The sequence below is a fragment of the Colwellia sp. BRX8-9 genome (assembly GCF_014077245.1).
Classification (GTDB): domain Bacteria; phylum Pseudomonadota; class Gammaproteobacteria; order Enterobacterales; family Alteromonadaceae; genus Colwellia_A.
Genome location: NZ_JACGVN010000019.1, coordinates 76431 through 93659, shown reverse-complemented (window position 1 = coordinate 93659; position 17229 = coordinate 76431). Strand labels below are relative to the sequence as shown.

At 37.8% G+C, this 17229-nt stretch carries 13 protein-coding genes; 9 read left to right on the top strand and 4 right to left on the bottom strand.

The features are described from left to right. Positions 1-370: 370 nt before the first annotated feature. From serA to H4J70_RS15380, 4 genes are all read right to left on the bottom strand, one after another. Positions 371-1600: a phosphoglycerate dehydrogenase gene (serA, locus tag H4J70_RS15395; protein WP_182218522.1), complete on the bottom strand. Its 1230-nt coding sequence runs from the start codon at positions 1598-1600 to the stop codon at positions 371-373. Positions 1601-1707: 107 nt separating this feature from the next. Further along, positions 1708-2364 (bottom strand): ribose-5-phosphate isomerase RpiA, encoded by a 657-nt coding sequence (gene rpiA, locus H4J70_RS15390; RefSeq protein WP_182221045.1) that lies wholly within the window; start codon positions 2362-2364, stop codon positions 1708-1710. 51 nt (positions 2365-2415) lie between these two features. Beyond that, on the bottom strand, positions 2416-3018 hold the full coding sequence (locus H4J70_RS15385) for a 5-formyltetrahydrofolate cyclo-ligase (RefSeq protein ID WP_182251401.1): 603 nt from the start codon (positions 3016-3018) through the stop codon (positions 2416-2418). Positions 3019-3142: 124 nt separating this feature from the next. Then, a complete protein-coding gene (locus H4J70_RS15380; protein ID WP_182251400.1) occupies positions 3143-4675 on the bottom strand; it encodes a peptide MFS transporter in 1533 nt (510 codons plus the stop codon). Between the two features lie 435 nt (positions 4676-5110). On the opposite strand from H4J70_RS15380, the gene H4J70_RS15375 reads away from it, so the two are divergent. The 9 genes from H4J70_RS15375 (at position 5111) to wecC (ending at position 17218) form a co-directional block, all read left to right on the top strand. Further along, positions 5111-7810: an SLBB domain-containing protein gene (locus H4J70_RS15375; protein ID WP_182251399.1), complete on the top strand. Its 2700-nt coding sequence runs from the start codon at positions 5111-5113 to the stop codon at positions 7808-7810. Positions 7811-8845: 1035 nt separating this feature from the next. After that, positions 8846-9139, top strand: a complete 294-nt coding sequence (locus tag H4J70_RS15370; RefSeq protein WP_070374583.1) for a hypothetical protein — start codon at positions 8846-8848, stop codon at positions 9137-9139. Positions 9140-9152: 13 nt separating this feature from the next. Beyond that, positions 9153-9437, top strand: a complete 285-nt coding sequence (locus tag H4J70_RS15365) for a GIY-YIG nuclease family protein (RefSeq protein ID WP_182176095.1) — start codon at positions 9153-9155, stop codon at positions 9435-9437. A 171-nt stretch (positions 9438-9608) separates the two neighbouring features. Then, entirely contained in the window at positions 9609-9755 is a 147-nt protein-coding gene (locus H4J70_RS15360; protein ID WP_182251398.1) for a hypothetical protein, read from the top strand. 601 nt (positions 9756-10356) lie between these two features. Then, positions 10357-11484 (top strand): polysaccharide export protein, encoded by a 1128-nt coding sequence (locus tag H4J70_RS15355; RefSeq protein ID WP_182251397.1) that lies wholly within the window; start codon positions 10357-10359, stop codon positions 11482-11484. Between the two features lie 5 nt (positions 11485-11489). Then, a complete protein-coding gene (locus tag H4J70_RS15350; RefSeq protein WP_182251403.1) occupies positions 11490-11933 on the top strand; it encodes a low molecular weight protein-tyrosine-phosphatase in 444 nt (147 codons plus the stop codon). 70 nt (positions 11934-12003) lie between these two features. Then, a complete protein-coding gene (locus H4J70_RS15345) occupies positions 12004-14247 on the top strand; it encodes a polysaccharide biosynthesis tyrosine autokinase (RefSeq protein ID WP_182251396.1) in 2244 nt (747 codons plus the stop codon). A 360-nt stretch (positions 14248-14607) separates the two neighbouring features. Then, complete coding sequence (wecB, locus tag H4J70_RS15340) at positions 14608-15732, top strand: non-hydrolyzing UDP-N-acetylglucosamine 2-epimerase (protein ID WP_182251395.1); 1125 nt, start codon at positions 14608-14610, stop codon at positions 15730-15732. Between the two features lie 199 nt (positions 15733-15931). Then, positions 15932-17218 carry a UDP-N-acetyl-D-mannosamine dehydrogenase gene (gene wecC, locus H4J70_RS15335; RefSeq protein WP_182251394.1) on the top strand — a complete coding sequence of 429 codons (1287 nt, stop codon included), beginning with the start codon at positions 15932-15934 and terminating at the stop codon, positions 17216-17218. Positions 17219-17229 lie beyond the last annotated feature (11 nt).

Sequence of the window (17229 nt, the reverse complement as noted above, 5' to 3'; positions counted from 1 at the left end):
TGACGGGAATGGATACTGAAATAAATTCAGCATGACGGGAATGGATACTGAAATAAGTTCAGCATGACGGGAGTGGAAACTGAAATAAATTCAGCATGACGGGAATGGATACTGAAATAAATTCAGTATGACGAGAATGGATACTGAAATAAATTCAGCATGACGAGAGTGGATACAGAAACAAGTTCAGCATGACGGGAGTGGAAACAGAAATAAAATCAGTATGACTACAAGTTCTTTCATTTCAGTCTTATCGGGGCTGTATTCGGTTTTGTTACACGTTCAAATGATGGCTCGTTAATGTGGCAATAAAAAAAACGAGACTTATTAAGTCTCGTTTATTATTGTTTACGCTAAATACTCAGAAAAACTAATGAAGAATACGTGCGCGTATTGTGCCGTCAATTTGTTTTAATTCACGTAATGCTAATACACTATCTTGTGCTTCAATATCAATAACTACATAACCAATTTGATCGTCTGTTTGTAAGTACTGTGCAGCAATATTAATATTGTGCTTAGCAAATGCTTGGTTAATTTGGGTTAACACACCCGGTTGGTTACGGTGTATATGTAATAAACGGCTTGTTCCCGTATGACCAGGCAAAGAAACTTCAGGGAAGTTTACAGCCGAAAGTGTTGAGCCGTTGTCAGAGTATTTTGCCATTTTGCTGGCAACTTCTAAGCCGATATTAGATTGGGCTTCTTTCGTACTACCACCAATATGTGGCGTCAAAATAACGTTGTCGAATGCACGTAATGGTGAAATAAACTCTTCATCATTACCTTTAGGTTCAACAGGGAAAACATCGATTGCTGCGCCAGCGACTTTTTTACTTTTAAGCGCTTCAGCTAATGCATCAATATCAACAACAGTACCACGAGAAGCATTGATAAAAATAACACCGTCTTTCATGAGTGCAAATTCTTTTGCTGCCATCATGTTTTGCGTTTGAACCGTTTCAGGTACGTGTAAGCTAACTACATCAGCTTCTTTTAATAAAACTTTTAAACTTGATGCTTGGCTCGCATTACCTAACGGAAGTTTGGTTTCGATATCATAAAAGCGTACTCGCATACCTAAGGTCTCAGCCAAAATACCTAATTGCATGCCAATATGGCCGTAACCAATAATGCCTAAGGTTTTGCCACGAGCTTCTACCGAGCCAGCCGCAGATTTATTCCATTCACCGCGATGAGCTTTAGCGCTTTTTTCAGGAATACCACGTAATAATAATAAGGTTTCACCTAATACTAGTTCGGCAACCGAACGTGTATTTGAAAACGGGGCATTAAATACTGGAATGCCACGTTTTTGTGCCGCTTTAATTTCAACTTGGTTAGTACCAATACAGAAACAACCAATAGCCGCAAGTTTTTTTGCATGGCTTAGTACATGGTCAGTTAACTGAGTACGAGAACGAATACCAATAAAGTGAACATTAGCAATTTTTTTGATCAAATCTTCTTCAGCAAGCGATGTACTAATACATTCAATATTGCTGTAGCCTTTCATTTTTAACTCTTCAACAGCGCTCGGGTGGACACCTTCAAGTAATAAAATCTTAATTTTTTCTTTTGCTAATGAATTATTGCTCATTTTCTAATATCTCATGTAGGACTATAGTGGTCATTGCCTTAACCAAATATAAAGTGTTTAGATGGCTAGATTTCTAAACTAGCATATAGTGTATAAACTCTAAAGATTTATTTTATGAGTTTTGCGCCATCTTGAGTGCCTAAAATTAAAACATCAGCGCCACGTAGTGCAAATAAACCATTAGTAACAACACCTACAATGGCATTAATATCGCTTTCAAGTTTTTTAGGATCAAGTATCTCTAAGTTATGCACATCAAGAATTACACAACCGTTATCGGTAATTACGCCCTGACGATAAACCGGATCGCCACCTAACTTAACAAGTTCGCGCGCTACATAGCTTCGTGCCATCGGAATAACTTCTACCGGTAGTGGAAATTTTCCTAGCATTTTTACTTGTTTACTTTCATCGGCAATACAGACAAATGTTTTTGCTACAGCCGCGACAATTTTCTCTCGGGTTAGTGCAGCACCACCACCTTTTATCATCGACAGATATTCAGTAATTTCATCAGCGCCATCAACATAAACATCAACGCTACCGACATTATTCAATTCAAACACTTCGATACCATGAGCTTTCAATCTTTGAGTCGACGCTTCAGAGCTAGAAACGGCACCTTCAATGTCGTCTTTGATTGTTGCTAGGGCGTCGATAAAGTGATTAACAGTAGACCCGGTGCCTACGCCAACAATGGTATCGTTTTTAATAAATTCGAGTGCTTTAAGGGCTGCTGCCTTCTTCATTTCATCTTGTGTCATGTGAATCCTAATTAGCGAGGGGAAATTAGGTAGAAGTATATCAGCAGATGATTAAATATCGAAGTTATAGCTGGTTGTGGGGGTGATAATTTTAGGCAGTGGAATATCCCAACTTTCAAAGGGAATAGTGTTAACTTTTTGGCAATCGTGAGCTAAGCCAACTGGTAAGGGTTTAGCTTGTTTGTTTTGTTGATATTGAGCATGCCAAGCCGAAAGTGTTCGGTCATAAAAGCCACCACCCATGCCTAAGCGATTACCATATCGGTCAAAGGCGACTAAGGGAGTAAAAATAATATCAAGCTGAGCGACCGTTATTATATCTTGCACGTTAAGCTTAGGTTCTAAAATACCATATTTGTTTTTGACGAGAATAGACGTCTCAGCATATTTTAAAAAGAGTAAGTTATTCTTACTAAAAGGATGTATTACCGGTAAATATACATTGACGCTATTTTGCCAGCACCAATCAATAAAAGGCTGAGTATTTAACTCGCCATCATTGGCTAAATAAATCGCAATGTGTTTAACGCCTTTGACTACTTTTTCTTTAATGAGTCTTTTCGATAATAAAAGTGATTGTTCTGCTTGCTGGTCAGCGTTTAATAAACTGCGTTGATAGCGAATTTCTTGGCGAAGCACATCTCTTGTTTTCATGATATTTAATCCCCTATAAAATAAGCCTAACGACAACAAGTAAGTTACAGTAAAAATTAGCTATAAAAAAGCCAACAATAAATGTTGGCTTTTCATAGTCACTTTAACGATGAACGATAGTTAACTAAGCGTTAGTCGTTGCCGTTGAACCATTTGCGTTAGTCGTAGATGCTTCTGAATCATCAGGCAAGTTTTCCCAAAATCTAGATTTGAAACCAACCAACAAAATGATTAAACCAATACCAATGCTAAATAAGCTAATTTGAATATAAAGCGAAGGTATTTGCGCGACGTTATTTGGATCGTAATTACCGGCTAATAAACCAGAAATTATATTACCTATTGAATAAGTTAAAACAAATACACCCATCATTTGTCCTGCAAAGCGTTTAGGTGATAATTTACTTACCGCACTAAGTGCTACAGGGCTTAAACAAAGTTCACCAACTGTATGTAGGAAGTAAGTTGCTACTAACCAGTAAGGGGCAACTTTCATTCCTGAAGCAGCGTATTGTGCAGCAAAAAACATCACGATAAAACCACTCGCCATGATGATTAATCCAACAGCACACTTTATGCCATAAGAAGGACTTACCAGTCTTTTACCTAAGTTAATCCATAAAGCAGCAAAAAAGGGTGATAGTAAAACGATAAAAAAGGAGTTTGCAGATTGAAACCAACCCGTAGGTATTTCAAATGATCCAATGACGCGGTCAGTATAATCGCGCGCGAATAAATTCATCGACGAACCCGCTTGCTCAAAGCCCGACCAAAAACAAGCTGATGCAATACAGATCAATAATAATGCCCAGAGTTTTTTCTTTTCATTTTGCGTTAGGTTACTACCAAAATATATTACCGCATAATAAATAACGAAAATTACAGAGAATGCTACGGCAACGTATTGAGCGACAGTTACAGGAACAATAGTAATAATGCCTTGAAAAGTAGCGTAGGTCACAAACGCAATAACCGCTAAAACAATACCAATAATTGCCCAGCTGGTTTTTTGTGCTTTCTCTGACATAGGATATACTGGCTTTTCTCCAATACCTTGAAGCTTAGGGGTAGTCAATTTGTATTGAATTAAACCTAATGCCATACCAATAGCTGCGGCGCCAAACGCCCAATGCCAACCAACATTTTCCATTAAGTAGCCACAAACTGCATAGCCAATAACTGAACCTAAATTGATGCCCATATAATAAATGGCATAACCACTATCACGGCGAACATCTTCATCTGAGTATAATTGACCCACCATAGCGCCAATATTTGGTTTTAATAAACCCGTACCTAAAATGACGACGATTAAACCAATAAAAAACGTGGTGTCATTCGGAATAGCTAAGATGATATGGCCAATCATAATAATGATTGCGCCGTACCAAACTGCTTTTTGACCACCAATTAATCGGTCAGCTATCCAACCGCCAGGTAAGCCCATAAAATAAACACTACCAGTATATAAACCATATATAGCAGCTGCAGAAGCGACGGTTAAACTTAAGCCTCCTTCTTGTAAAGTAGCGGTCATAAATAATACAAGTAGCATACGCATACCGTAATAACTCATGCGCTCCCACATTTCTGTAACAAACAGCGTTTGTAACCCTGCCGGATGGCCAAAAAAAGAACCTGAATCAGGTTTGCTCATAAAAAATTCCTCTAAGATAAGTGTAAATTACAGATAAATATTATTATTTTAATTCGCTAAAAACATTTTAAAATATTGAAATAAGTTCTTTGCGCTGTAATTATTGTCAAATTTATTTGCGAAAGTCAGCGTGTGTTATACCTGTGCTTGCCATGAAAGGCAATAGTTTGGCATCGAGATTTGATTAAGCAGATGTAATGTTTTAGTTACTTTTGATACTTTTAGAAAGAAAAATAATAAACAGACTCCCCAAAATTAATTATTTGACGTTATAAAAGGTAAGCAAGTTACTTTATTCAATAGCTTGTTACTGATAAACTCCAAACGTTAATTTTAGAACTTATTTAGTCGATATATTTGGCCATTATTAATTTTATGGTTTATGAGTATTTAGCTAATGTTATACCTCGCATTTATAGGAAATTTATTGCCCCAATGATGAACATTACTCGCTATCTTATAGCAACCTTTTTACTTTTTGCGCTTTCTTTAAATTTACATGCCCAGCAAGTATCTGCTCAGCAAATTGAACAATTTAAAAAGTTACCTAAATCTCAACAACAAGCATTAGCCAAAAGTATGGGCGTAGATTTAAATGCTATTGAGGCTCAGTTATCAGGAAGTAATACACAAAACTCTTCTATTAATACACAGGTAATGCCACGCGATATAAATAGCCTCAATAATGAAAACCTTAAAGCCAAAGATGCTGAAGAAACAGAGAAAGCTGAAGCGATTTTTAAGACCTTGCCACGGTTTGGTTTAGATGTATTTGCAAATTCGCCAACAACATTCTCTCCGGTTATGGATATTGCCATTCCAGAAGGGTATATCTTAGGTACAGGAGACTCAGTTTCAATACAGGTTTTTGGTAAAGAAAATCGTGAAATGCAATTAACGGTGACACGTGAAGGTGAGTTGGTTTTTCCTAACCTTGGCCCCATCAGCGTTGCAGGATTAACATTTTCAGAATTAAAGACTTTTGTTGTTAATAAAATTCAACAAAAAATTATTGGTGTTAATGTGGTGGTTAGCTTAGCTGAATTACGCTCTATGCGTATATTTGTTTTAGGCGAAGCTTATAAACCTGGCCCCTATACGTTAAGTTCATTATCTTCTGTTACCCATGCCATTTTTGCTGCAGGTGGTGTCAGTGATATTGGCTCATTAAGAAATATTCAAGTAAAACGTTCAGGGAAGCTAATTCAACAAGTCGATTTATATGACTTATTAATTGAAGGTGATTCATCAAGTGATATTTTGTTGCAATCAGGCGATGTCGTTTTTATTCCCCCTCAAGGTAAGTCTGTGTCAATTGCCGGAGAAGTTAGACGTCCTGCTATTTATGAATTGAGCCAATCAGACGATTTTTCTAATGTCATTAAAATGGCTGGCGGACTTTTACCCGCGGCTTACCCAAAATCTACCATCGTAGAGCGTTATAACAAAAGTGATTTACGCAGTATCCTAAATATTGATTTATCTGATAAAGCCCAAAAAGCTGAAAAAGTTCAAGCGGGCGATTTTATTAGAGTGTTAAAAAGCTCAGACTTATATGTCGATTCAATTACTTTAATAGGCGCTGTAGCGCGTCCAGGTAAATACCAGTTGCAACAAAATATGTTGTTATCCGATGTTATCACCAATGCTGACGCTCACCTATTACCTTACGCCGATTTAAATTACGGCATTGTCGTTAGAGAAATTGATAGTGCCCGTAATATTGAAATATTACAGTTTAATTTAGCTAATGTTTTTGCTGATAAAAATTCTAAAAGCAATATTCAACTCAGCAGTAATGATAAAATTATCATCTTTTCTAAAGCCTTTAAGTTTTCTGAAGAGCAATTCTTATTAGATGAGCTCGCCTACACGCAAGAAGAGTTATTAGCGAAAGAAAGAAATTTAGCGATTGAAACGAGTAAGAAAAAAGAGTTTTGGGAAACCCATGAGCAAAGTGATGTTATGGCTGAGACTAAAGATGAAAAAATTTATACCTCTATCAATAATATTAACAGTGGTGCAGAGCATGAAAACGTAACAATTCGTGAAATGGCATTGTTTTCTCGCCAACGTTTACTGGTGCCTATTGTTAATAAGCTTCGTTACCAAGCAGGATCAGGTGAAGCGGTAAAGTTAATTGAAATTGATGGTGAAGTGAAATTTCCAGGGGTTTATCCATTAGGGAAAGGGGCTCGGGTAATCGATTTGATTTTAGCTGCAGGTGGCGTTAAAGAGTCAGCTTATTTATCAAGAGCTGAGTTAACACGTAATGAAATGAGTGGTATTAACTCTGTAAAAATCTCTAAAAATATTCATTTAGTGAATGCCCTCAATAATATTGATGAAGATAATATTCTGCTAAAAAGTAAAGATCGCCTTAACATTCACCGTATCCCTTCATGGAGTGAAAATTATGTTATTGAGTTGCGCGGCGAAGTACTTTTTCCGGGTAAATACACAGTCCGTCGTGGAGACAGCTTATCAAGTATTATTCTTAAAGCGGGAGGATTAACAGCTTTTGCAGATCCCAATGGCTCTGTTTTTTCAAGAACAAAGTTAAAACAACTTGAAAGACAAAACTTAATGAAAGTAAGTGCCGACTTACGTATTGAAATGGCAACTAAGTCTTTATCAAGTAACAGTGGTATAACTTCATACAGTGAAATTCAATCGTTATTAGCAGATCTATCTAAGGTAGAACCGCTAGGGCGTTTAGTCATTAATTTACCGCAAGTTATTGCCAAAAATGATTATGATATTGCGATAGAGGGCGGCGATATACTGTACATCCCAACTCAGAATCGTTCAATTAATGTCATGGGACAAGTGCAAGTGAATAGCTCACACATGTTTGACTCATCAAGCAGTGTTGAAGATTATATAACGCAAAGCGGCGGCTTAAAAAAACGTGCTGATGATGAAAGAATTTATATTATTTCGTCAAACGGTAGTATCCAAATGTTTGAAGAAAGCAATTGGTTTAGCGGTGGTGCTGACTCAGCTTTAAAACCGGGCGATTCAATTGTTGTACCACTTGATTCAGAGTACATGAACAACTTAACCTTGTGGACAACAGCGACAACAATTATGTATAACACAGCGGTTGCCATAGCAGCAATTAGTGGACTTTAATACTTGTTTTATAAAAACTAAAAATAGATAATTTTTTAACAAAACAAATAAGTAAAGTCCGATCTTTATCGGACTTTACATTGTTAAATAAAACCCCAAACATAAACCAGCTCAGCCAATAAGAACAACCCACCATCATAGTAGCACTGTAAACCGTAATCCTAATTGCGTAACTGTTATCCAAACACAACCACAGTAAGCCTGACACCAGCACGTTCAGCCTGACACCACCACCGTCATCCTGATTGTGTAACCCGTCATCCTAAACACAAACCGTCATCCTGAACTCGTTTCAGGATCTGTACTTAAAACCAAAACCCAGATACTGAAATAAATTCAGCATGACGAAAAAAGAGTAAAGCGAGCAAGGTTCTCTTAAACAACCACCTTTACTCTTAACAACCACCATCATCCTAAACACAAACCGTCATCCTGAACTCGTTTCAGGATCTGTACTTACTCTCCAAAACCCAGATACTGAAATAAATTCAACATGACGACAAAAGAGTAAAGCGAGCAACGTTATAATTAACAACCCCCTTTGCTCTTAACAACCACCATCATCCTAAACATATACCCGTCATCCTGAACTTGTTTCAGGATCTGTACTTACTCAACAAAACCTAGATACTGAAATGAATTCAGCATGACGACAAAAGAGTAAAGCGAGCACCTTAACCCTGAACAATCACCGTTACTCTTAACAACCACCATCATCCTAAACACAAACCCGTCATCCTGAACTCGTTTCAGGATCTGTACTTACTCAACAAAACCCAGATACTGAAATGAATTCAGCATGACGACAAAAGAACTACGTAATTCTACCTTTGTGCCCCGTCAGCCAGATCCTCACCATCATCCTGAACACCCCCCCCCGTCATCCTGAACTTGTTTCAGGATCTGTACTTAGAACCCAAAAAACACAAATACCAAAAGAGTATTTTTAATTTCATATGAGAAACCTGACAAAACAATAAAGCTCAACTACAATATTAATAACATGTAAAAATAATGTTAACAAAAGGAGTTGGTATGAATACATTAGTTTATATTTATATATTACAGTCGGTGGATGGTAGCTACCACACTGGCTGCTGTGATGAACTTGGCATTGTGTTAGCGAAATACGATAAATATAACCAACTTCTTTTAGGTACTGAAATAACGCCCCCTGTCAAACTTGTCCACCAGCAGAAATTTAAAACTGAACAAGAAGCAAGATTGATAGAAAATGAAATTAGAAGGTGGTCTAAAAAACAAAAACAATTTCTTATTAACAATGATTGGCCTGAAATATCTAAATTAGCGAAAAAATTTATTTACTAACAGGGTCGTCAATATGAAACAGCCTCATATTTATATAATGACAAATATAAAAAACACGACACTATACATAGGTGTAACAAGTCAGTTAGTTCAAAGGGTCTATCAACATAAATCTAAACTGACATTAGGCTTCACCAATAAATATAACCTGAATAAATTAGTATATTTTGAGTCATTTGAAACAATGTACGATGCGATAACAAGAGAAAAGCAACTTAAAAACTGGCGAAGAGCCTGGAAGAAAAATTTAATAGAACAAATGAACCCTAATTGGCTAGATCTGAGCAAAGATTTATAAGCTGCACCACCACTGTCATCCAGACCAAGCCACCGTCAACCAGACACCACCACCGTCTCCAGACCCCAATACCGTCATCCTGAACTCGTTTCAGGATCTGCACTTACTCAACAAACCCCAGATACTGAAATGAATTCAGCATGACGACAAAAGGGCAAGGTAACTCGAAGTATGTACACAGTCAGCCAGACAGAACCACCGTCAACAGACACCACACTATCTAGCCAGCCGCCAATACCGTCAGCCAAGCACCACCACCGTCATCCTGAACTCGTTTCAGGATCTGTACTTATTCAACCAACCCAGATACTGAAATAAATTCAGCATGACGACAAAAGGGCAACGTAACTCTACGTGTGTACCCCGTAAAACAGACACAATCACCGTCACCAGACACAACCACTATAAGCCAAACACCACAACCGTCATCCTGAACTCGTTTCAGGATCTGCACTTACTCAACCAACCCCAGATACTGAAATGAATTCAGCATGACGCCAGAAGGGCAACACACCTAAACAAGATACTGAAATAAATTCAACATAACGCCATCAACATGACGACAAACAGCAACGTTCCAAAACCAGATATTGACATAAATCCAGCACCACAAGGAAACAACTCTGTTACTCCCACACTTTCCTTTTTTCTGACTAGACAATAGTTAATAACTTGCGTATTATTCTGCGCAATACAGCTTTAACTATCTAAGCCCATACGTTCATATATTGAAATGTATACATCGTTTAGATGAAAGCATGCAATTATATTTGTCTGCTGACTATTCCGGCATTAAGATGGCCATAATAATAAAGCGAAAACTGTACGCATTGTTAAGATGTTTTTACAATAAGCATCAAAAATTTCAAAACAACACGGCAGTTGACTCACTTAGCGAAGGATTGAATAAACTTACACGATGTTAAAATACTCTAAAAAACTAGTTGTCTCATTGTCATTATTGATGCTGAGTAGTTGTAGTATGATCCCTGGCAGTCATATGGAAGGCGTTGATGTTGAACCTGAAACTTCTACGCTAGCGCAAGATTTATCGAATGTTAGTATTTCGGTGATCGATTCAGCGCTTATCTCTGAATTAAAAGACAACCAACAAGCCTTCACTAAAGCCAAAAAATACAATCCGCTGTCAATCGAAGGTTATGATTATGTGCTTGGTATTGGTGATGTGTTATCTATTGGCGTATGGGACCATCCCGAACTTACTATTCCGGCAGCTGTTCAAAGAACGGCTGCATTTGACGGTTTTAGAATTCAAGCTGATGGCACAATTACCTATGCTTATGCCGCTAATGTACCTGCTGCCGGTAAAACCATTAGACAATTACACGCGATATTAGTAGAAAAACTAAGCCGAGTTATTGAAAAACCACAACTAGATATAAAAGTAGTCGGTTTTAATAGCCAAAGAGCTTATGTTACCGGCGAAGTAAACAAGCCAGGCGTATACGCAGTTACCGAAATTCCACTGACGTTAATCGACGCAATTAACCAAGCTGGCGGTTTAAGTGAAAGAGCCGATTGGCGCACAGTCACTTTTACACGAAACAATCAAACCGAAATCATTAAGCTAGACGACTTTTATACCAAAGGTGATATCAGTCAAAACCGTTTACTAAAACACGGTGATATCCTTCATGTAAATCGCACAGACAATCAAAAAGTATTTGTTCTTGGTGATGTAAACAAAGCCGGTAGCATTGAAATTAATCGTTATGGCTTAAGCCTTGCTGAAGCGTTAAGTGACGTAGGCGGTTTAAACGAGCAAACAGCCAATGCTAATGGTGTTTTTGTTTTACGTAAACGCCCAGACAACCAAGAAGGCATCATTGCTGATGTTTATCAATTACATGCACAAAATGTAATTGCACTGGTATTAGCCGATCAATTTAAATTACAGCCTCGCGATATCGTTTACGTTACTACAGCACCCATTGCACGTTGGAATCGCTTAATCAGCCAACTTGTACCCACTATTGCTGCACTTGAAAATATATCAACGATTAAAAATCAAGGTACTATTTTCTAATGGCGATGTTTAATAATATTTTAGTGGTATGTGCGGGTAATATTTGTCGAAGCCCTACAGGTGAATATTTACTTAAAGATAAGCTAAAAGACAAAGGCGATAGCCAAATAAAAGTTTCTTCAGCAGGACTGACCGCATTAGTGGGTAATAGCGCAGAAGCAACGGCAACCAGTATTGCCTTAAGCAATAATATTGATATGAGCCCACACCAAGGCCGTCAACTCAACTCAACATTAATAACAGAAAATGATTTGATTTTAGTGATGGAAGAGCGTCACTTAACCGATTTGTTAGGTAAATATCCACAAGCCAGAGGAAAAACCTTCTTGTTAGGTAAATGGATCGATAATACAGAGATACCTGATCCTTATCGCCAAAGTCATGAAGCGTTTGAGCATGTTTATCAATTGGTTGATAAAGCCTGTTCTGCTTGGACCAAATACCTTTAAACTAGCGTTTTAATTTACTCCTAAACAAAAAGTTTAAATTCAGAATTATTTATTAAAAAGTACACTTAATATGTCAATTAATGAAAATATAGCTCAGACTACAGTCAAAAATCAGCAAAGCAACAATACACCAACGAACGAAATTGACTTAATGTCACTCTTTGGCGCGTTAGTCGATCGTAAGTATTTTATCTGTATTATTACTGCTATCTTTATGCTGGTGGGTGTTGCTGTTGCAATGTTTTCAACGCCTATCTATCAAGCAACGGCAATGATTCAAGTAGAAGAAAGTGGTGGTTCAGTACCTGGGTTAGATGACATGGCTGGCATGTTTGAAAGTAGCTCTAAATCAATAACAGAAATTGAATTATTAAAGTCTCGCTCTGTTATCGGCGAAGCCGTTGATGCATTGAAACTAGATATTGTTGCCAAGCCAAAATTATTCCCAGTAATTGGTGGTCGTAGTTTTAGAAAATTCAACCCAACAAAAAAAGGCGATCTGGCACCAGCCAGTTTTGGTGCAGTTAGTTACGCTTGGGGTGGTGAAAATATTGATGTATTCCGCTTTGATGTACCTAAGTACGCTATCAATCGTGGGTATATAGTGCTAGCTGGCGAAAATAATACCTATAAACTTTTATCAGAAAATGAAGAAGTGATTTTACAAGGTAAAGTAGGCGAAGAACTCACCAATGGCATTTTCAGTATTACCCTTAAAGCGTTAACGGCAAGAGCAGGTACTGAATTTAATGTTATCCGTAAAGATCGTTTAAATACCATTGTTGATTTACAGACCGCCATTGGTGCCAGCGAAAAAGGTAAAGACTCAGGTATTGTTAATTTAAGTTTGCAACATCAAACACCTGCTTACGCTGAAAATGTATTAAACAAAGCAGCTGAAATATATGTACGTAGAAATGTTGATAGAAACTCAGCAGAAGCTAAAAAATCACTCGACTTTTTAGAGGTACAATTACCTGAAATTAAAAAGCAATTAGAAGTGTCGGAAGCCTTATTTAACGATTATCAAATAAACCAAAAATCAGTCAATATTACCCTCGAAACTCAAGGGGTATTAGAGCAAATAGTTGAGCTAGATACCAAGTTACAAGAACTTGACCTTAACCGTCTTGCTATGTCTCGAAAGTTCAAACGTACCCATCCTAACTACCAAGGCATTGTTGAACAAATTGATGCCGTACAAAAACAGCGTGATGGCTTAGCACAAAAAATATCTAACTTACCTGAAATGCAACAAAAGCTCTTAGGCCTAACCCGTGATGTTGAAGTAGGTAACGAAATTTATATGATGCTGCTAGGTAAAGTACAAGAGTTAGATATTGTGCGTGCCGGTACGGTAGGTAATGTGCGTATCATTGATGTCGCTGAAGTGAATACTACCAAGCCAGTAAAACCTAAAAAAGCATTAATTGTGGTTATGGCTACTGTGCTAGGTGGTATGTTAGCAATAGCCATAGTACTTATACAAAAATCACTGCATAAAGGGGTTGAAGACCCAAGTGAAATAGAAGCGATTGGCATGCCAGTATATGCCAGTGTGCCTTTCTCAGCCTACCAAGATAAATTGTCAGATTTAATTAGTGGTAAGAAACGAAAAAATCAGAAAGGAAAAAAAGTATTAGCTGTAGACAATCCTGCAGATTTATCTATAGAGGCATTACGTAGCTTGCGCACCAGTCTGCACTTTGCCATGATGGAAGCCAAAAATAATGTAATTGCTATCTCTGGACCTTCTCCAGGCGTCGGTAAATCGTTCATATCAACAAACTTAGGGGTAGTGCTCGCGCAGAGTGGCCAAAAAGTGTTGTTGATAGATGCCGATATGCGTAAAGGCTATATCCATAAGCATTTTGGCTTTGCATGGAAAAACGGTTTGTCTGAATATTTATCAGGCCAAGAAACGCTAGAGCAGGTCACTAAATCGACTGATGTATCCGGTTTTGACATTATTACACGGGGTCAAGTACCACCTAACCCGTCTGAGCTATTGATGCATGCCAATTTTAGTAAATTAATCGCAGAGATAAAAACTAAGTACGACATTATCATTATTGATACACCCCCTATTTTAGCGGTTACGGATCCAGCCATTGTTGGCGGCCATGCGGGAAGCATGCTACTTGTTACGCGCTTTGGTCAAAATGGCATTAAAGAAATAGATTACGCTCGCCAACGTTTTGAACAAAACGGTATCGATGTGAAAGGTGTAGTATTTAATGGCGTGCTTAAAAAAGCCAGCAACGCCTATGGCTATTACGGATACGCTAACTACGAATATAAATCAGATAAGTAACCCACAGGCGCGAGTTTGGCTAAACCGTCATTCCTGTGTTGTCTTGTCGGGAATCCATCGGCTTTGTAGGCGGGAATTTATTCGCGCAGTCACTAATAAATAAAAATTAGCGATAAATGTAAACCATATATTATTCAACACTAATGTACGGACATATTGGTATAGAAAGAGGATTTTCGCCTTGAGTTATTGTAAGTAATCGATTTTAAAGGAATAAGTATGCATTATGAACATAGATTAGTGTCTCAATAGCAGCAGCTTTTGTCTCTGACATAAAATAAACAAGAGTTTTGATGTTGGATTCATTCAACAGCTAGCAATATATATTACACACTAAACAGTATAGTAGAAGTGATTTAAATGACTAAAAAACGTATTCTCACAGTATTCGGTACGCGTCCTGAAGCAATAAAAATGGCACCATTAGTTCATGCATTAGCAAATGATGAACGCTTTGAAGCGAAGGTTTGTGTTACAGCACAGCATCGTGAAATGCTAGATCAAGTATTGGAGTTATTCGAAATAACACCAGAATACGATTTAAATTTAATGAAAGCAGGTCAAACGTTACCTGAAGTCACCAGCCGTATACTGCTTAACCTAACACCCGTATTAAAAGAATTTAAACCTGATGTCGTATTAGTACATGGTGATACAGCAACAACATTTGCTGCAACGCTCGCTTCATATTACGAACAAATAGCGGTTGGTCATGTTGAAGCAGGCTTACGCACAGGTAATATTTACTCACCTTGGCCAGAAGAAGGTAATAGAAAACTCACAGGCGCTTTAACAAAATTTCACTTTGCCCCGACAGCAACATCAGAGCAAAACCTATTAAATGAAAATGTTGATGCCAGTAATATTCATGTGACAGGCAATACGGTGATAGACGCGTTATTACTAGTTAAAGAACAAATTGAAAATGACAATGACTTAAGTAGTACCTTAGCTTCACAATTCCCAATGCTTGATGAAAGCAAAAAACTTATTTTAGTAACGGGTCATCGCCGTGAAAGTTTTGGTGGTGGTTTCGAACGTATTTGTGAAGCACTAGCCATAACAGCTAAAGCGCACCCTGATTGTCAAATTCTATACCCTGTTCATCTTAATCCAAATGTACAAGAACCTGTAAACCGTATTTTGAAAGATGTGAACAATGTACATTTAATTGAACCACAGCAATATTTACCTTTTGTCTACCTAATGAATCGATCTCATATCATCCTAACCGATTCAGGTGGTATTCAAGAAGAAGCCCCTAGCCTGGGTAAGCCTGTTTTAGTTATGCGTGATACCACCGAACGACCAGAAGCAGTTGCTTCAGGAACAGTTAAGTTGGTCGGTACAGATGTAACAAAAATCACGAAAGAATTGAACAAGTTACTTACCGATAGTGATGCATATAATGCGATGAGTTTTGCTCATAACCCATATGGTGATGGTAAAGCATGCAAACGTATTTGCGACATCTTAGCCAAGTAGGCGGGAATTTATTTGCGCTATTTAACCTTTTAAATTCCCTAGTTGTCTTGTTGGACGTGGCATGGATGCTACTTATTAGAGAATGCAGGTCGCATATTCTCCTGAATCCATAAGGTCATGGTAGGCGGGAATTTATTCGCGCACAGGCTAAATTATAACTTCGGCGTTAACCCTTTAATAAAAAGAGTAATGAAAAAAAATGTCTTTCAAAACAATATCAGTCATAGGTTTAGGTTATATCGGCCTACCAACCGCAGCGATGTTCGCATCACGTAAAATTAAAGTCATTGGTGTAGATGTAAATCAGAATGCTGTTGATACCATTAATCGCGGTGAAATACACATTGTAGAGCCTGAATTAGATATGTTAGTGCATGCTGCAGTGACCGAAGGTTATTTAAAAGCAGTAACAGTCCCAGAGTCAGCAGATGCTTTCTTAATCGCAGTGCCAACACCATTTAAGCCGTGTGATGACGGCCAGATACCTGAACCTGATCTTGCTTATATTGAATCAGCAGCAAAAGCTATTGCACCAGTACTGAAAAAAGGTGACTTAGTCATCTTAGAATCTACATCACCAGTAGGTGCTACAGAGCAAATGGCTGAATGGTTAGCTTCAGCCCGACCCGACTTAACTTTTCCATTACCTAATCAAGAGTCAACAGGTGAAACGGCAGATGTTAATGTTGCTCATTGTCCTGAACGAGTTCTTCCTGGACATGTAGTGCGTGAATTGGTTGAAAATGATCGTGTAATAGGTGGAATGACCACGAAATGCTCTGAACGTGCAATCGCGCTTTATAAAACGTTTGTTGAGGGCGATTGTGTAACGACCAATGCCCGTACTGCGGAAATGGCAAAACTGACTGAAAATTCTTGTCGTGATGTTCAAATTGCCTTTGCTAATGAATTATCAATAATTTGTGACAAGTTAGATATTGATGTGTGGGAACTTATTTCACTAGCTAATCGCCACCCACGGATAAATATCTTGCAGCCAGGACCAGGTGTAGGTGGGCATTGTATTGCAGTAGATCCTTGGTTCATTGTGAGTAAAACCCCTGAAGAAGCACAACTGATTCATACAGCCCGCAAAGTAAATGATGCAAAACCTGAATGGGTTATCAATAAAGTAAAGGTGGCTATAGCTGATTTTTTACAAGCTAATCCTACAAAGACAGCAAAAGATGTAACCATTGCTTGTTATGGTTTGGCTTTTAAACCTGATATTGATGATTTAAGAGAGAGTCCTGCATTAGAAATAACAATGAAAATTGCGGAGTTTCATACTGGGAAAACATTGGCAGTAGAACCTAACATAAAAAGTCTACCTGGAAGTATTAATAAAATAGAGTTATGCCATTTAGATAATGCACGTAATATAGCTGATATTAATGTTCTTTTGGTTAAACATAGTGAATTTATGACAAAGAATTGGTTAAATGCTGTAGTGATAGATTGTCCGGGTGTTATTGCATATGATTAAGAGATTAAAGA